This is a genomic window from Pseudomonas rhodesiae (assembly GCF_013285305.1).
GTDB classification, from domain to species: Bacteria; Pseudomonadota; Gammaproteobacteria; order Pseudomonadales; family Pseudomonadaceae; genus Aquipseudomonas; species Aquipseudomonas rhodesiae.
The window spans coordinates 2,678,559-2,696,153 of sequence record NZ_CP054205.1 but is presented as its reverse complement, the minus strand read 5'-3'; the positions used below and the strand labels follow the sequence as shown (position 1 = coordinate 2,696,153).

At 61.1% G+C, this 17,595-nt stretch carries 15 protein-coding genes; 8 read left to right on the top strand and 7 right to left on the bottom strand.

Features of this window, described 5'->3' with window-relative positions; genetic code table 11:
* Positions 1-129 precede the first annotated feature (129 nt).
* Positions 130-3,840, top strand: coding sequence for a methionine synthase (metH, locus tag HRH33_RS12150; RefSeq protein ID WP_167417518.1), 3,711 nt, complete (start codon positions 130-132; stop codon positions 3,838-3,840).
* A 67-nt stretch (positions 3,841-3,907) separates the two neighbouring features.
* Entirely contained in the window at positions 3,908-4,117 is a 210-nt protein-coding gene (locus tag HRH33_RS12145) for a DUF2970 domain-containing protein (RefSeq protein WP_034097042.1), read from the top strand.
* Here the strand turns inward: HRH33_RS12145 and HRH33_RS12140 are convergent.
* Complete coding sequence (locus tag HRH33_RS12140; RefSeq protein WP_167417517.1) at positions 4,114-5,181, bottom strand: ABC transporter substrate-binding protein; 1,068 nt, start codon at positions 5,179-5,181, stop codon at positions 4,114-4,116. The two genes, HRH33_RS12145 and HRH33_RS12140, sit on opposite strands and share 4 nt — an antisense overlap.
* Positions 5,182-5,604: 423 nt before the next feature.
* Here HRH33_RS12140 and HRH33_RS12135 point away from each other — a divergent pair, with 423 nt between their 5' ends.
* Together HRH33_RS12135 and HRH33_RS12130 are read left to right on the top strand one after the other, a co-directional pair.
* Positions 5,605-7,263 (top strand): nitrite/sulfite reductase, encoded by a 1,659-nt coding sequence (locus tag HRH33_RS12135; RefSeq protein WP_034137913.1) that lies wholly within the window; start codon positions 5,605-5,607, stop codon positions 7,261-7,263.
* A complete protein-coding gene (locus HRH33_RS12130) occupies positions 7,247-7,741 on the top strand; it encodes a DUF934 domain-containing protein (protein WP_034137912.1) in 495 nt (164 codons plus the stop codon). Before HRH33_RS12135 ends, HRH33_RS12130 begins: the two co-directional genes overlap by 17 nt.
* 40 nt (positions 7,742-7,781) lie before the next feature.
* Here HRH33_RS12130 and HRH33_RS12125 read toward each other — a convergent pair whose 3' ends face one another.
* Positions 7,782-8,186 (bottom strand): MerR family transcriptional regulator, encoded by a 405-nt coding sequence (locus tag HRH33_RS12125; protein ID WP_034097038.1) that lies wholly within the window; start codon positions 8,184-8,186, stop codon positions 7,782-7,784.
* Positions 8,187-8,257: 71 nt separating this feature from the next.
* On the opposite strand from HRH33_RS12125, the gene HRH33_RS12120 reads away from it, so the two are divergent.
* Positions 8,258-9,490 carry an NADH:flavin oxidoreductase/NADH oxidase family protein gene (locus HRH33_RS12120; protein WP_167417516.1) on the top strand — a complete coding sequence of 411 codons (1,233 nt, stop codon included), beginning with the start codon at positions 8,258-8,260 and terminating at the stop codon, positions 9,488-9,490.
* 77 nt (positions 9,491-9,567) lie between these two features.
* Positions 9,568-11,292, top strand: a complete 1,725-nt coding sequence (gene poxB / locus HRH33_RS12115) for a ubiquinone-dependent pyruvate dehydrogenase (RefSeq protein ID WP_167417515.1) — start codon at positions 9,568-9,570, stop codon at positions 11,290-11,292.
* Positions 11,293-11,347: 55 nt separating this feature from the next.
* Here the strand turns inward: poxB and HRH33_RS12110 are convergent, their stop codons facing one another.
* Positions 11,348-11,905, bottom strand: a complete 558-nt coding sequence (locus HRH33_RS12110) for an NADPH-dependent FMN reductase (protein WP_034097035.1) — start codon at positions 11,903-11,905, stop codon at positions 11,348-11,350.
* 227 nt (positions 11,906-12,132) lie between these two features.
* On the opposite strand from HRH33_RS12110, the gene HRH33_RS12105 reads away from it, so the two are divergent.
* Positions 12,133-12,369: a hypothetical protein gene (locus HRH33_RS12105; RefSeq protein ID WP_016979714.1), complete on the top strand. Its 237-nt coding sequence runs from the start codon at positions 12,133-12,135 to the stop codon at positions 12,367-12,369.
* Between the two features lie 60 nt (positions 12,370-12,429).
* Here the strand turns inward: HRH33_RS12105 and HRH33_RS12100 are convergent, their stop codons facing one another.
* Positions 12,430-12,774, bottom strand: coding sequence for a hypothetical protein (locus HRH33_RS12100; protein WP_167417514.1), 345 nt, complete (start codon positions 12,772-12,774; stop codon positions 12,430-12,432).
* A 180-nt stretch (positions 12,775-12,954) separates the two neighbouring features.
* Between HRH33_RS12100 and HRH33_RS12095 the strand changes: the two genes are divergently transcribed.
* On the top strand, positions 12,955-13,845 hold the full coding sequence (locus HRH33_RS12095) for a LysR substrate-binding domain-containing protein (RefSeq protein WP_047881914.1): 891 nt from the start codon (positions 12,955-12,957) through the stop codon (positions 13,843-13,845).
* On the opposite strand, the gene HRH33_RS12090 is transcribed toward HRH33_RS12095, so the two are convergent.
* The 3 genes from HRH33_RS12090 to dnaQ all read right to left on the bottom strand — a co-directional run bounded on the left by HRH33_RS12090 (position 13,846) and on the right by dnaQ (position 17,543).
* Complete coding sequence (locus tag HRH33_RS12090; RefSeq protein ID WP_034097033.1) at positions 13,846-14,427, bottom strand: GNAT family N-acetyltransferase; 582 nt, start codon at positions 14,425-14,427, stop codon at positions 13,846-13,848. It abuts the gene before it with no gap.
* An 8-nt stretch (positions 14,428-14,435) separates the two neighbouring features.
* Positions 14,436-16,691, bottom strand: coding sequence for an arginine/lysine/ornithine decarboxylase (locus HRH33_RS12085; RefSeq protein WP_123479473.1), 2,256 nt, complete (start codon positions 16,689-16,691; stop codon positions 14,436-14,438).
* 111 nt (positions 16,692-16,802) lie between these two features.
* Entirely contained in the window at positions 16,803-17,543 is a 741-nt protein-coding gene (gene dnaQ, locus HRH33_RS12080) for a DNA polymerase III subunit epsilon (protein ID WP_167389906.1), read from the bottom strand.
* Between the last annotated feature and the right edge of the window lie 52 nt (positions 17,544-17,595).

Genomic DNA, 17,595 nt, shown 5'->3' with positions numbered 1-17,595 from the left:
GCCGGTGATTCTACCGGGCCATGCCTGCCGGCAACATGAACGATATTCATGCAAAACCCAGGCATGCTCCAAATCCGCACAGGTTTGCTATGATCCACGCCCTCCGTAATGCCTGACCAGAGTAGTCCCATGTCCGATCGTAGCGCTCGTCTGCAAGCTCTTCACCACGCCCTCAAGGAACGCATCCTGATCCTCGACGGCGGCATGGGCACGATGATCCAGAGCTATAAACTGGAAGAACACGACTACCGTGGCAAACGTTTCGCCGACTGGCCCAGCGACGTCAAGGGCAACAACGACTTGCTGGTGATCACCCGCCCCGACGTGATCGGCGGGATCGAAAAGGCTTATCTGGATGCCGGCGCCGACATCCTCGAAACCAATACCTTCAATGCCACGCGGATTTCCATGGCCGACTACGGCATGGAAGAACTGGCCTATGAGCTGAACGTCGAAGGCGCACGCCTGGCGCGCAAGATTGCCGATGCCAAGACCGCCGAGAACCCGGACAAGCCGCGTTTCGTCGCCGGTGTACTGGGCCCGACCAGCCGCACGTGCTCGCTGTCGCCCGACGTGAACAACCCCGGCTACCGCAACGTAACCTTCGATGAACTGGTGGAGAACTACACCGAGGCCACCAAGGGCTTGATCGAAGGCGGCGCCGACCTGATCCTGATCGAAACCATCTTCGACACCCTCAACGCCAAAGCCGCGATCTTCGCCGTGCAAGGGGTGTTCGAGGAACTGGGCCTTGAGCTGCCGATCATGATCTCCGGCACCATCACCGACGCTTCCGGCCGGACCCTGTCGGGCCAGACCACCGAAGCGTTCTGGAACTCGGTAGCCCATGCCAAGCCGATTTCCGTTGGCCTGAACTGCGCTCTCGGGGCCAGCGAACTGCGCCCGTACCTGGAAGAGTTGTCCAACAAGGCCAACACCCATGTGTCCGCGCACCCCAACGCCGGCCTGCCCAACGAATTCGGCGAGTACGACGAGTTGCCAGCGCAAACCGCCAAGGTCATCGAAGAATTCGCCCAGAGCGGCTTTCTCAATATCGTCGGCGGTTGCTGCGGCACCACGCCGGGCCATATCGAAGCCATCGCCAAGGCCGTGGCCGGTTATGCGCCGCGCGTGATCCCGGACATTCCCAAGGCCTGCCGCCTGTCGGGGCTGGAGCCGTTCACCATCGATCGCAACTCGCTGTTCGTCAACGTCGGCGAACGCACCAACATCACCGGTTCCGCCAAGTTCGCCCGACTGATCCGTGAGGACAACTACACCGAAGCCCTGGAAGTCGCCCTGCAGCAGGTGGAAGCCGGCGCCCAGGTGATCGACATCAACATGGACGAGGGCATGCTCGATTCGAAGAAGGCCATGGTGACCTTCCTCAATCTGATTGCCGGCGAGCCGGACATTTCCCGCGTCCCGATCATGATCGACTCCTCCAAGTGGGAAGTGATCGAGGCCGGCCTCAAGTGCATCCAGGGCAAGGGCATCGTCAACTCCATCAGCATGAAGGAAGGCGTCGAGCAGTTCATTCACCACGCCAAACTGTGCAAGCGCTACGGCGCGGCGGTGGTGGTGATGGCGTTCGACGAAGCCGGCCAGGCCGACACCGAAGCGCGCAAGAAAGAAATCTGCAAACGCTCCTACGACATTCTGGTCAATGAAGTGGGTTTCCCGCCGGAAGACATCATCTTCGACCCGAACATCTTCGCGGTCGCCACCGGTATCGAGGAACACAACAACTACGCGGTCGACTTTATCAACGCCTGCGCCTACATCCGCGATGAGCTGCCGTATGCGCTGAGTTCCGGCGGTGTGTCCAACGTGTCGTTTTCGTTCCGCGGCAACAACCCGGTGCGCGAGGCGATCCACTCGGTGTTCCTGCTGCATGCGATCCGCAATGGCTTGACCATGGGCATCGTCAACGCCGGCCAGTTGGAGATCTACGACCAGATCCCCGCCGAGCTGCGCGATGCGGTGGAAGACGTGGTCCTTAACCGCACCCCGGACGGCACCGACGCCCTCCTCGCCATTGCCGACAAATACAAGGGCGACGGCAGCGTCAAGGAAGCCGAGACCGAAGAATGGCGCGGCTGGGACGTCAACAAGCGTCTGGAGCATGCGCTGGTCAAGGGCATCACCACCCATATCGTCGAAGACACCGAGGAATCGCGGCTGTCGTTCGCGCGCCCGATCGAAGTGATCGAGGGCCCGCTGATGTCCGGCATGAACATCGTCGGCGACCTGTTCGGCGCCGGCAAAATGTTCCTGCCCCAGGTGGTGAAATCCGCCCGGGTGATGAAACAGGCCGTGGCCCACTTGATCCCCTTTATCGAGCTGGAAAAAGGCGATAAGCCGGAAGCCAAGGGCAAAATCCTGATGGCCACCGTCAAAGGCGACGTGCACGACATCGGCAAGAACATTGTCGGTGTGGTATTGGGTTGCAACGGCTATGACATCGTCGACCTGGGTGTGATGGTGCCGGCGGAGAAAATCCTGCAGGTGGCCAAAGAGCAGAAGTGCGACATCATCGGGCTGTCGGGACTGATCACGCCCTCCCTGGACGAGATGGTGCATGTGGCGCGCGAGATGCAGCGCCAGGACTTCCACCTGCCGCTGATGATCGGCGGCGCCACCACCTCCAAGGCACACACGGCGGTGAAGATCGAACCCAAGTACAGCAACGATGCAGTGATCTATGTGACTGACGCCTCGCGCGCCGTGGGCGTAGCCACGCAACTGCTGTCCAAAGAATTGAAGGCCGGTTTTGTCGAGAAGACCCGCCAGGACTACATCGAAGTGCGCGAACGCACCTCCAACCGCAGTGCGCGCACCGAGCGCCTGAGCTACGCGGCGGCCATCGCCAAGAAGCCGCAGTTCGACTGGACCAACTACACCCCGGTGACGCCGACCTTCACCGGCGCCAAGGTCCTGGACAATATCGACCTGAGGGTGCTGGCCGAATACATCGACTGGACGCCGTTCTTTATTTCCTGGGACCTGGCGGGCAAATTCCCGCGCATCCTCACCGATGAAGTGGTGGGCGAAGCGGCGACCGCGCTGTACGCCGATGCCCAGGCCATGCTCGATAAGTTGATCAACGAAAAACTCATCAGCGCCCGTGCGGTGTTCGGTTTCTGGCCGGCCAACCAGGTCGACGAGGATGACCTGGAGGTCTACGGCGGCGATGGCCAGCCCCTCGCTAAGCTGCATCACTTGCGCCAACAGATCATCAAGACCGACGGCAAGCCGAACTTCTCCCTGGCCGATTTCGTCGCCCCCAAGAGCAGCGGCGTGACCGACTACATCGGTGGCTTTATTACTACCGCTGGCATCGGCGCCGAAGAAGTGGCCAAGGCGTACCAGGACGCAGGCGACGACTACAACTCGATCATGGTCAAAGCCCTCGCCGACCGCTTGGCCGAAGCCTGTGCGGAGTGGCTGCACCAGCAGGTGCGCAAGGAGCATTGGGGTTACGCCAAGGATGAACAACTGGACAACGAGGCGCTGATCAAAGAGCAGTACAGTGGCATCCGCCCTGCCCCCGGCTACCCTGCGTGCCCGGACCACACCGAGAAAGCCCAACTGTTCCAACTGTTGGACCCCGAAGCCCGCGAAATGCACGCCGGGCGCAGCGGTGTGTTCCTTACCGAGCACTATGCGATGTTCCCGGCAGCGGCCGTCAGCGGCTGGTATTTCGCCCACCCCCAGGCCCAGTACTTTGCCGTGGGCAAGATCGATAAAGACCAAGTCGCCAGCTACACCGCACGCAAGGGCCAGGATCTGACCGTGACCGAACGCTGGCTGGCGCCGAACCTGGGCTACGACAGCTAACCTGGCGTGCTTTCAAATTTGGCCGATTGTCTATGCTGTCCCTCACACACTGAGTGTCGAGGGACCTATGGACGAGCACAAACCGCCGACCTTCTGGCAAATGCTGCACAGCGTGGTGGCCGCCGCTTTTGGCGTACAAAGCGGCAAGAACCGCGCCCGTGACTTCACCCACGGCAAGCCCAGCCACTTTGTGGTCCTGGGCATCCTGTTCACGGTGGTATTTGCGTTGACCCTGTTCGGTATCGTCAAGCTGGTGCTGCACCTGGCCGGTGTTTAACGCAGCAGCCATTGCAGGCTGAACGGGTAACGGTAGGACGCCGGTTTGCCCTGGGCGGACAGCGCACGAAAATCCACCGCAGGCACAGGCCGCAGCAAGCGTTGCGCCTGCTGCGCGTCGATCAACTGGAACAGCGCTTTCTGGCGCTCAAGCCCGCCGTGGGCGCGTATGTCGATGCCGTTGGCATCGTCATGGATCAGCACCATCGCCCATCCACCCAGGGTGAAATGCCCGGCCACCAGCGTGCTCAGTCGCCCGTCCAGGCGCGCCCGAAGGATTTGCGGTGAGCTATTGACAGCGCTGAACAGCACATCCTTGCCTGGTGTTCGTCCGCTGTTCTGAAGGGCGCGCATGGCGCCCAAAGCCATCTCGTCGTTAGCCGACCACACCAAGGCCGTGCGCGGATAACGCTTGAACAACTGCGTAGCTTGCTCAAAGGCGCGTTCGCGGCTCCACTCGCCGTAGACCAACTGACGCAGACGTACTTCGGGATGCTCGGCCAGCGCACGGTGCAAGCCTTGCTCGCGCAACTGTGCGGCCGGGGTGTGCTGGGCGCCGGAGAAGGCCAGCAGATCGAGGGTATGACCCGGCGCCACGGGACCGTGCTGGCGCAGCAAGTCGTTGAGCATCAAGTAGCCGGCCGTATCGTCTTCGGCCACCAGGGTGCCGATCTCATCGACATCGGTCTGAGCCTCCAGCCATTGTGCTTGACTGGCAGTCAGCGCGTTATTCACCAGCAGCAGCTTGACCCCACTGCCCTGGGCCATACGCAGGATCTGCGGGGCGACATACTGCTCGTTGACCAGCACTAGATAATCCGGGCGCTTGTCGCCTTGCAGTGCCTCGCGGGCCTGCACAAGGGTGTTATGAGTTTCGCGCTCGGCATAACGCACGCGCAACTCCAGGCCCAGATCCTTGGCGGCGGCCTGCATGAATTGCGCGTAATCGACCCAGAAGGTTTCCGTAGACTTGCCAGGGTTGAGGAACACCACGGACGTGGCTTGAGCCATCGCCGCATACGTCGAACCCAGCAAGCACGCACACGCCAGCAAAACCTTCAACATGGTGATTTGAGCCTTGAAAATAAGCCGCTTAGGATAAAGGCGATGCGACCGACAATCGAGGCTCAATCAACAGGGTTTATTGGTGGCTGACCCAGAACACCGCAGTGCCCACCACCAGGATGATCAGGAATAGAATGGCCCAGGCATCCACGGTGCTGTCGGGTTTACGGGCTTTTGTAGGATTGCTCATCGCATCGCCTCTTGTCGGTTTTATAGGTGATTGCACTAAGACTCGACGACAGTAAAGTCGATGATTGCCCGTATGACAAATGTGGATATCGTGATAACCCGTCTCATTAGTCATTTTGGTTATGTGCATATACTCAAACATCACTTTTGCGCATAAACGCAAACTGGTATCGTGCGCCGGCTCCGTTGGGAGTGCGCGGCCGTGCGCGCAGATTTGCCGAGAACAGGACCTATATGTACGTATACGACGAATACGATCAGCGCATCATCGAGGACCGCGTCAAGCAGTTCCGTGATCAGACCCGACGCTATCTGGCAGGTGAACTGAGCGAAGAAGAGTTCCGCCCTCTGCGCCTGCAAAATGGCCTTTATGTTCAGCGCTTTGCGCCGATGCTCCGCGTGGCCGTGCCTTACGGCCAACTGACCTCGCGCCAGACCCGCATGATGGCCAAGATTGCCCGCGACTACGACAAAGGCTATGCCCACATCAGTACCCGCCAGAACGTTCAGTTCAACTGGCCGGCCCTGGAAGATGTGCCGGACATCCTGGCGGAACTGGCCACCGTGCAGATGCACGCGATTCAGACCAGCGGTAACTGCCTGCGCAACGTCACCACTGACCAGTTCGCCGGGGTAGCCGCCGATGAGCTGATCGACCCGCGCCCCTGGTGTGAAATCATTCGCCAGTGGACCACCTTCCACCCCGAATTCGCCTACCTGCCGCGCAAGTTCAAGATCGCCGTCAATGGCTCGACCTCGGACCGTGCCGCCATCGAAGTTCACGATATCGGCCTGGAGCCGGTGTACAACGCCGCTGGCGAACTGGGTTTCCGCGTTCTGGTGGGTGGCGGCCTGGGCCGTACCCCGGTCGTCGGCGCGTTTATCAACGAGTTCCTGCCTTGGCGGGACCTGTTGAGCTACCTGGACGCCATCCTGCGCGTCTACAACCGCTACGGCCGTCGCGACAACAAGTACAAGGCCCGGATCAAGATCCTGGTCAAGGCGCTGACCCCTGAGGTGTTCGCCCAGAAGGTCGACGCCGAGATGGAACACTTGCGCGGCGGCCAGACCACCCTGACCGACGCCGAAGTGCACCGCGTCGCCAAACATTTCGTCGACCCCGAGTACAAGGCCCTGAGCAATCAGGACGCCGAACTCGCCGCCCTCGACCAGCAGCATCCTGGCTTCGCCCGCTGGCGTACCCGCAACACCCTGGCGCACAAGAAGCCAGGCTATGTGGCCGTGACCCTGTCGCTCAAGCCGACCGGCGTGGCCCCAGGCGACATCACCGACAAACAGCTGGACGCCGTTGCCGACCTGGCCGAGCGCTACAGCTTCGGCCAGCTGCGCACCTCCCACGAGCAGAACATCATCCTGGCGGACGTTGAGCAGAGCCAATTGTTCACCCTGTGGGGCGAGCTGCGCGAGAGCGGTTTCGCCACGCCGAACATCGGCCTGCTGACCGACATCATCTGCTGCCCGGGCGGGGATTTCTGCTCCCTGGCCAACGCCAAGTCAATTCCGATCGCCGAATCGATCCAGCGCCGTTTCGACGACCTGGACTACCTGTTCGACATCGGTGAGCTGGACCTGAACATCTCCGGGTGCATGAACGCCTGTGGTCACCACCATGTCGGCCATATCGGCATCCTGGGCGTGGACAAGAAAGGCGAAGAATTCTACCAAGTGTCCCTGGGTGGCAGCGCCAGCCGCGATGCGAGCCTGGGCAAGATCCTTGGCCCGTCCTTCGCCCAGGAAGCCATGCCTGAGGTGATCGGCAAACTGATCGACGTATACATCGAACAGCGCACCGAAGATGAGCGTTTCATCGACACCTATCAGCGCATCGGCATCGACCTGTTCAAGGAGCGCGTCTATGCAGCGAATCATTAAGAACAACGAAGTCGTCGACGAAACCTGGCACCTGCTGCCCAAGGACGCGAGCTTCGACGGCATTCCCAACTGCGACGACCTGATCGTGCCGTTGGCGCTGTGGCGCGAACACGGCCACGCCCTCAAGGCTCGCGACGGCGGCCTGGGCGTGTGGCTGGACGCCGATGAAGAAGCCGAAGAGATCGGCGCCGACGTGCAACACTTCCAGGTCATCGCCCTGAATTTCCCGGCCTTCACCGATGGCCGCAACTACTCCAACGCCCGCCTGCTGCGTGACCGCTACGGTTACAAGGGCGAACTGCGAGCGATTGGCGATGTACTGCGCGATCAGCTGTTCTACCTGCACCGTTGCGGCTTCGATGCCTTCGCCTTGCGCGCCGACAAAGACCCGTACGAAGCGCTGGAAAGCCTCAAGGACTTCTCGGTGACCTACCAGGCCGCCACTGACGAGCCGCTGCCGCTGTTCCGTCGGCGCTGAGTTGGCGCATATGAAAAAGCCCTGGCATGCCAGGGCTTTTTTATCGGTTGAGGTTGATCGACGCCAGCACCTGCTTCTGCCCCATCGAACACGGCACGCCTTCCGGCTGCGCCCGTACCGCTTCGATCACCCCCAACAACTGCGTCTTGCTGTGGGCCAAATGGGCCTGCATCTCTTCGATCTGTTGCACCTTGCGTTCCAGCGCCTCGATCAACTCTTCGCGCTTGTGTTCCCCCGGCGCCGGCATCAGCGCCTTGAGCTCCTGCAAGGTAAACCCGGCCTGTTGCGCGCTCTGAATCAACTGCAAGGTCTGTAAGGCTTCCGGTGCATAGCGCCGATAGCCGTTGGCCTGACGCCCGACCTGGCTGATCAGCCCTTCGGCTTCGTAAAAACGAATGCGCGACGCGGCTAATCCACTCTGTTTTGCCAGTTCTCCGATATTCATTGCGATGCCTGCTTGACATTAAAGTTAACTTTAAGCTTAGCCTGAGGCCTCCCCCGCTCAGGAGTCAACCCATGTCACCGTTTGAACCCTTACACCTGCCCAACGGCCAAATCATCGCCAACCGCATCGCCAAAGCCGCGATGGAAGAAAACATGGCCGATCTCAACCAAGCCCCCTCCCGTGCACTCAAGCAACTGTACAAAGCCTGGGCGGACGGCGAGCCGGGCCTGTTGCTGACCGGCAACGTGATGATTGATCGCCGCGCCATGACCGGCCCTGGCGGCGTCGCGCTGGAAAACGAAGAACACCTGGACAGCTTCCGCGAGTGGGCCGATGTGGCACGGGCCAAGGGCGTGCATTTCTGGGTTCAACTCAGCCACCCGGGGCGCCAGACCATGGCCAACCTCGGCCAGCAGGCCCTGGCGCCGTCGGCCATCGCGATGGACTTGGGTAGTTTCTCGAAGATGTTCGCCACCCCTCGGGCCATGACCGAGGAGGATATCCAGAATGTGATCCAGCGCTTCGCCACCAGCGCGCGCCTGGCTGAGAAAGCCGGGTTCAGCGGCGTGCAGATCCACGGCGCACACGGTTACCTGATCAGCCAATTTCTCTCGCCACTGAGCAACCACCGCACCGACCGCTGGGGTGGCTCCCTGGAAAACCGCGCACGCCTGCTGCTGGAAGTGATCCACGCCGTGCGCGCCAGTGTCAGCCCGTCGTTCTGCGTGGCAGTCAAGCTCAACTCGGCGGACTTCCAGCGCGGCGGCTTCGATGCGGCGGATGCGCGGGGCGTGGTGGAGATGCTCAACCCCTTGCCCATCGACTTGCTCGAATTATCCGGCGGCAGCTATGAAGCGCCGGCCATGCAGGGCGAAGCGCGGGATGGGCGTACCCTGGCGCGCGAAGCGTACTTCCTGGAATTTGCCAAGGAACTGGCCAGCATCGCCACCATGCCGTTGATGGTGACCGGCGGCATTCGTCGCCTGCCCATCGTGCGGCAAGTGCTCGACAGCGGCATCGCCATGGCGGGCATCGCCACCGCGCTGACCCTGGAGCCGCAGTTGCTCAAGCACTGGCGCGAGGGCCGCGACCCCAACCCGCAACTCAAACCGATCCAGTGGCAGCGCAAGCCGCTTGCCGCCCTCGCCACCCTGGCCGTGGTACGCGACCAGATGCGCCGCCTGAGCCGCGGTCGCCTGCCCAGGCCCAAGGTTGCGCCGTGCATGGCGCTGGTGCGCGATCAGTGGTTTATCGCTCGGCGCACTCGGCAGTACCGCGCAAGCATGACGCAATCTTCACATTAAAGGCGGAGCATTCGCCGTGATCGAACTGTCCCCTATTGATCAGCAGCTTTTAACCTCACTGACGATTGGAGTTCTTCATGGTGAAAATCAACCTGGCCCAGCAATTGGCGACCACCCTGGAACAGGCGGGCATCAAGCGCATCTGGGGTTTGACCGGTGACAGCCTCAATGGGCTGACCGACGCCTTGCGTAGCATGGACAGCATTGAGTGGATGCACGTGCGTCACGAAGAAGTGGCCGCGTTCGCTGCGGGCGCCGAAGCGGCCGCCACCGGGGAGCTGACCGTATGCGCCGGCAGTTGCGGGCCGGGCAACCTGCATTTGATCAACGGTCTGTTCGACTGCCATCGCAACCACGTACCGGTGCTGGCGATTGCCGCGCAGATCCCATCGTCCGAGATCGGCCTGAATTACTTCCAGGAAACCCATCCCCAAGAGCTGTTCAAGGAATGCAGCCACTTTATCGAGCTGGTCAGCAACCCTGAGCAGATGCCCCAGGTGCTGCACCGCGCCATGCGTTCGGCGATTCTCAATCGCGGCGTGGCGGTGGTGGTGATTCCGGGGGATGTATCGCTGCTGGAAGTCGAGGACAAGCTCAAACCCTGGCCGGCCCTGCACGCGCCGCGCACCTTACCGGCGGAGCAGGACCTGCAACGTCTGGTCGAGATCCTGCAAAGCAGCCAGAAAGTCACCCTGCTGTGCGGCAGCGGCTGCGCCGGCGCCCACGACCAAGTCGTCGCCCTGGCCGACACCCTCGGTGCGCCGGTGGTGCATGCGTTGCGCGGCAAGGAGCATGTGGAGTGGGACAACCCGTTCGACGTGGGCATGACCGGCCTGATCGGCTTCAGCTCCGGCTACCACGCCATGCTCGACTGCGACACGCTGATCATGCTCGGCACCGACTTCCCCTATCGCCAGTTCTACCCCACTGACGCTACGATCATCCAGATCGACCGCGCCCCCCAGGCCCTCGGCCGACGCGCCACCCTGGATTTGGGTATCGCCGCCGACGTCAGCGAGACCCTGGACGCCCTGCTGCCGCACCTGACCCGCAAAACCGACCGCAGCTTTCTCGACACGTCGTTGAAGCACTATGCAAAAGCCCGCCAGGGTCTGGACGATCTGGCGCAGCCGTCCAAAGCCAATCGGCCGATTCACCCGCAATACGTCGCACGCCTGCTCAGCGAACTGGCGGACGACGATGCCATCTTCACCGCTGACGTCGGTTCGCCCACCGTGTGGGCCGCGCGTTACCTGAAGATGAACGGCAAGCGCCGCCTGATCGGCTCGTTCAACCACGGCTCAATGGCCAATGCCATGCCCCAGGCCATCGGCGCACAGGCGGCGTTCCCTGGACGCCAAGTGATCTCGATGTCCGGCGACGGTGGCTTTGCCATGTTGATGGGGGATTTCATTTCACTGGCGCAATTGAAGCTGCCGGTCAAAGTCATCGTGTTCGATAACGCGTCGCTGGGGTTTGTCGCCATGGAGATGAAGGCCGCCGGTTACCTGGAGGCCGGCACCGATCTCAAAAACCCGGATTTTGCCGCCATGTCCAACGCCATGGGCATTCTCGGTATTCGCGTGGAGCAATCCGAAGACCTGGAGCCGGCGTTGCGCCGTGCCCTGGCCCATGATGGCCCGGTGCTGGTGGATGTGGTCACCGCGACCCAGGAACTGGTGATGCCGCCCAGCATCAAGCTGGAACAGGCCAAAGGGTTCAGCCTGTACATGCTCAAGGCGGTGATGAGCGGGCGTGGCGATGAGGTGATCGAGTTGGCGCGCACCAACTGGTTGCGATAAGCCGTATCTGTAGGGGCGTGTGGGAGCAATCCCGCACACCCCTCAGGCGCGTAATTCAGCCCCGCTGTTTTTCTACCCACTGGCCGTAGGCATCGATAAACGCCTGCAAGAATGGCTTGGTCTTTTCCGACACCTTGCCGCTGTCGTCAAACACGCTGCCCGCGCCGCCCAGGTAGGCTTCCGGCTGCTGCATGCACCACACATCCAGGAACACCAACGACTGGCGCAAATGGTGGTTGGCGCCAAACCCGCCAATCGCCCCTGGCGACACACTGATAATCGCCCCTGGCTTGCCGCTCCAGGCGCTTTTACCGTAAGGGCGCGAACCTACGTCAATCGCGTTCTTCAACGGTGCCGGCACCGAGCGGTTGTATTCGGGGGTCACGAACAGCACCGCGTCGGATGAACTCACCTGCTGGCGGAAAGTGCTGTAGGCTGCCGGCGGTGAAGCACCATCGATGTCCTCGTTGTAGAGCGGCAGATCGCCGATTTCCACGATGTTCAACTTCAGATTGGCAGGAGCCAGTTCGGCCAACGCCAACGCGACTTTGCGGTTGATGGAGTCTTTTCTCAAGCTGCCAACCAGGACGGCAATCGTGTAGACCTTGCTCATTGAGATTTCCCGACGTCTGACTAAAGGAGCTTGTAGTTATAGAGTCTTCGCCGCGCGTTCACCAGCAGGTTTTGCAGTGTTTTTATAGGTTTGTATGACGCCACACAGCGTAGGAAGCTTCTGAGAAAGCCTACGAATAGTATTTTTTTCTTATAGGTAAACTACCCCGCTCCCTGACGGTCTACACAACCGTAAATCGAGTGTTTATCTCCAGAGGTTCTAAACAGATGGCAGCAGTACTTGTCGGACAGTTCCATGCCAGAGACGCAGAAGGACGCGTGTATTCGGTGCATGAGTTCCAGGAATCCAACCCGGCCCAAGGCGACCTGGCTGGCTCGGCGCCTACCACCACCTACAAGCTGGCCATTGGCGATCGTGTAGAAAAACTGGAAGGCGACGAATTCAAACTGATTCAATCGGGGACGATTCTGGTCCGCGAATCGCAAACCACCCTCGCTTCATAAGATCTCGCCGTTTCTGCCTGCTCAGTCCTGGCCAATGATGGCATTGACTGGGCTGGGCGATCACGGTCGGCGGATCTCCGTCACTTCGGCATCAGCTTCACCCTCGACCTGTTTGAGCGTGACCATCAATTGCCCTCGCTCCCCTTCGACCGCATACAGTGAACGCGTATAACCCGGCGCGCCATAGGCCGGATATGCCTGTACCTGACGCACCAGGGCAATGCCCAGCACCGCCCCCACCTGCTCGCTCACCTGCTCCTGGGAACGGATAAAGGTTTCCAGCGCCAGACTCTCCGGCAAGGGTTCGTCGTGATTACTCAAGAGATAAGCAGCCGCGCACCCCACGGTCAGAAGCACCAGGAGTTGCTTGGCCGTTACCCCGAAAAAGCGCGAGGGGATTGGCATGTGAGACCCGACCTGTTTTTGTTGTAAGTGCCGTTGGCGGCTTTGGTCATCGATGTTCGGACGCGCCATTCTAGTGGGGCCATGGCCGAACGCCATAGGTGTGAGCGACCCGCGCAGTCTTTTTTGCGCATCGAGGCCCGCGCCATTGAAACCCCACGGCGCTGCACATAGACTCCGGCGATGCGTTTACGTCATATCGAAGTGATTCAGGCCATTTTGCAGACCGGACACCTCGGCACGGCCGCCGAGTGGTTGCAACTCCCCGTGGGCGATGTGGACGCAACGCTCAAGGATGCCGAGCATCAACTGGGCTTCATGTTGTTTGCCAGCGTGCGCGGGCGCTTGCAGGCCACCCGCGAAACCCTGGAGTTGCAAGCCGACATCGCCTTGCTCTACGAAGCCCTGGAGCCGGTGCAACGCCTGGCCAGCCGCCTCAAACTCCATCACGCACCCACCCTGCGCGCCCTGTGCACTCCGCCCCTGGCCAATCAACTACTGCCGCAAAGCATTGCCGCATTGCGCCGGCGCTTTCAGGACACGCCGTGCAATCTGTCCAGCCAGCCGACGCGGGAGATCGTCAAAAGCCTGTTGCTGCGCGAGGCCGAAGTCGGCCTGAGCCTGCACGACCCCGAGCACCCGCAGATCCAATGCAGTGTGCTGGCCCAAGGCAAGCTGCAACTGCTCGCGCCCCATGGCTGGCTCAAGCCCAAGCAGAAGTACATCGCACTGCAGGAACTGGCCGGCCAGTCAATGATTGGCCTTGAAGGACAAGACCCGCTCAGTCGGCTGCTGGACGCCAAGCTGCAAGCCCTGCGCCCGTTGCCGGTGGTGCAGACGCGGGTCCAGACCTATCAGATGATGCGCAGCATGGTAGAGGCGGGTGAAGGCTTGGCGATCGTCGACCCCTTCACCGCATACGGCGCCCGGGAGGCCGGGTTGGACGCGTGCCCGGTGTCGCCGCCGATCATGGTCAGTCTGTATGCGTTGACGCTCAAGGACGCCACGCCCTCCCCGGCCTTGAATGCTTTGTTGGAGATCGTCACGCACAAGGCGCAAGCCCTGCTGGGCTGACTAAGCCTTATCGACTTCGCTTTTGAACAGCCGATACCAGAAAATCGCCACTTCGCGGGTCTGCGGGTCGATGCCGCGATAGCGCAGGTGGTCGATCCCGCCCATCACATAGCCGCAGCGCTCATACAGGCGGCACGCGCCGAGGTTGTTGTTCTGGGTTTCCAGCACCATGCCCGGCAGGCTTTTCTTGCGGCTCCAGAACTGCGCCACATCCAGTAGCGCCTTGGCCACCCCGTGCCGGCGTGCTTGCAGCGCCACCGCCAGCTCGTCGACATGGGCAAAGCCGTTCCAATTGGTGCTGACGACGATGTGCCCCACCGGCTCGTCATCCAGGTAGGCCATAAAGATGGCGCTGTCGGGGGCGTCGCGGAAACTGGCGAACTCCTCCGGGTCGATGCCATAGCACTTGCGGTACGGCAGGATGCGCTCCACCGGCCATTGATCGACCCGCTTACCCATCTGCGGCACGCCATAGCCACTGACTTCGAAGCTGAAATCATTGCCCCAGACATAAGCGTCAAAGCCTGCATCGGCGACCCGCACACTGAGCCCTGGATACTTCGGGTTCGTTACAGCTTGCATAGACATCCTTAACCTTTGATGCAATCGACGGTGTAACAACGACCACTGCCGCCGTCTTCGTGTTGTAACCCGTGAACATCCGCGACAAACCCAGGGAAACTGCTATCGAACGTGCGGGCAAATGCCAGGTAGTCGATGATCGACCGGGTGGACTCGGTAAAGCGTTCGCCCGGCATGATCAATGGGATGCCCGGCGGGTACGGCACCAGCATCACCGCTGCGACGCGCCCTGGCAAGGCATCGATGGAAACGGCCTCGACTTCGCCCCGGACCAACTGGTCGTAGGCGTCGGCTGGTTTCATGGCGATCTCTGGCAACACCGTGTACATGCGCTTGAGATGCTTGGCCGTGGCGTTGCTGCGGTAGCAACTGTGCAATTGGTTGCAGAGGTCGCGCAACCCCAGCCCCTGATAACGCACCGGCCCCTGGGCAAATACCGAAGGCAGGCAACTGGCCAGGCTGACATTGGCGTCGTAGTTGCGTTTGAACTCCAGCAACTCGGTGAGCAAGGTACTCCATTTGCCTTTGGTGATGCCCATGGAAAACAGCACGAGGAAGGAATACAGCCCAGTCTTTTCCACTACCAGCCCACGCTCCCAGAGGAACTTGCTGACCACTGCGGCGGGAATCCCGCAATCGCTCAACGCACCGCCGGCCGTGAGACCGGGCATAACCAGGGTGACTTTGATCGGATCGAGCAATACGTAGTCTTCGGCCACGTCGCCGAAGCCATGCCAGTCATCTTCGGGATGCAACAGCCAATCCGCCGTGGCAACACGGTCGATGCCGGCCACCGAGGGCGGTTGCCAGATGGAAAACCACCAATCCTCGGCCGGCAGATGCTGACGCAGATTGGCCAGGGCCCGGCGGAAACTCAGGGCCTCATCGAACATTTCCTGCAACAGCGAGCGGCCGGCCGGGCCTTCCATCATGGCCGAGGCGACATCCAGCGAGGCGATGATGCTGTATTGCGGCGAGGTGGAGATATGCATCATGAACGCTTCGTTGAATCGATCGCGGTCCAACTGGCGCGCACCGCCGTCCTGTACATGGATCATCGACGCCTGGCTGAAGGCCGCCAGCAACTTGTGGGTGGAATGGGTGGTGAACACCAGCGGGCTGTCTACGGTGCGCGAGGTACCCATGCCGTAACGTCCGGCGAAGAACTCGTGAAACGCCGCATAGGCGTACCAGGCTTCATCGAAATGCAGCACCTCGACGCTGCTGCCCAGTTGCTGCTTGATCAGTTCGGCGTTGTAACACAGGCCGTCGTAAGTGGAATTGGTCACCACCGCCAACTTCACCTTGGGTGGCCGACCTCGGGTCAAGGGGCTGGCATCGATCTTGGCGCGGATCGACTCGGGGCTGAACTCGCTGAGCGGGATGGGGCCGATGATCCCCAGCTCATTGCGCTCCGGGCACAGGTACAGGGGAATGGCGCCGGTCATGATGATCGAATGCAGTACCGACTTATGGCAATTGCGATCCACCAGCACCAGATCATCGCGACCGACCATGGAATGCCAGACGATCTTGTTGGCGGTGGAGGTGCCGTTGATCACGAAAAAGGTATGGTCGGCGCCGAAATTGCGCGCGGCACGGGCTTCGGCTTCGGCCAGAGGGCCGGTGTGGTCCAGTAACGACCCGAGTTCGGGCACCGAGACCGACAAGTCCGAGCGCAGGGTGTTTTCCCCGAAAAATTGATGGAACGCCTGCCCCACCGGGCTTTTGCGATAGGCCACGCCGCCGCCATGGCCGGGGGTGTGCCAGGAATAATTGGAGTCGGCGGTGTGCTGCACCAGCGCCTTGAAGAACGGCGGCAACAACCCATCCAGGTAGGTGCGCGCCGCACGGGCCACTTGCCGGGCCAGGAACGGCACGGTGTCTTCGAACAGATAGAGAATGCCGCGCAATTGGTTGAGTTCGCTCATGGCATCGGCCGGAGCGTTCTCCAGAGTGACCTGCTCACCCAAGGCGAAGATCGGCAAGTTCGGCGCACGCAGCCTGGCCAGACGGATCAGTTCCACCATGTTTTGCAGCAGATGGGTGTTTTCACCGGCACCTTCGGCGGCGATCAGCATGCACGCCAGGCCATGATGGGTAGACGCCACCAACCGACCTTCGGCGTAGTCCACGGCGGAGAAAATACTGAAACCCTCTTGTTCCAACTCCTGGGCAATCCCCCTGACCCGATCACCGGCAACGGTGTCGGCCTTGATGTCGCGGTGCACGATAAGGATGGGGAATTTCAGGTCTTTGTACATGAGAGCTTGTAGTCCTGAGGGCTATGCACTCAAGGGTAGAAGCTGGGAGCGGATGTGGCGAATGAAGATTTTGACGGCCAGCGATGGAAGGGAGCGAGGCCCCCTTGCGCATTACTGTTGGGTCAGTTGGGTCCACAACGCCGGCGCACCGGCCGACTTGGCAATGGCTTCCAGGCGTGCCGCGTGCTCTGCCAGGTCCTGCTCGCTGGCGCGAATGATAGTGGTGGGCTTGCGGTCGGCTGGCAGGCGGCGAATCTCCGAAGGGCGGTTGCCTGAACCTTCGGCCGAGCCGGCGCCATCGGACGCGTTACCGGCCAGGGACAGGCTAGTCTGCCCGCCGGTCATGGTCAGGTAAACGTCGGCGAGGATTTCCGAGTCGAGCAAGGCGCCGTGGAGTTCACGGCCGGAGTTGTCGACGCCATAGCGTTTGCACAGGGCATCCAGGCTGTTGCGCTGCCCCGGATGCCGTTCACGGGCCATCATCAGGGTGTCGAGGATCGAACAGTGCTGGGAGATGTCAGCGCGGTCGGTCTGCCCCATCAGGGCGAACTCGTTATTGATGAAGCCTACGTCGAACGCCGCGTTATGGATGATCAACTGGGCGCCGTTGATGAATTCGAAGAACTCATCGGCCACCTCGGCAAAACGCGGTTTGCCTTTGAGGAATTCGTCGGTGATGCCGTGAACGGCAATCGCGCCTTCGTCGCTGTCGCGATCCGGTTGCAGGTAGACGTGAAAATGACGACCGGTAAGGCGGCGCCCCATCAGTTCGACGCAGCCGATTTCAATGATCCGGTGGCCGTCGGTCACCGGCATGCCGGTGGTTTCGGTATCGAGTACAACAGATCGAATGGCCATCAGGGTTCAGCTCTCAACGGTGTGGGTTGTTCAAAGCGCGCGATAT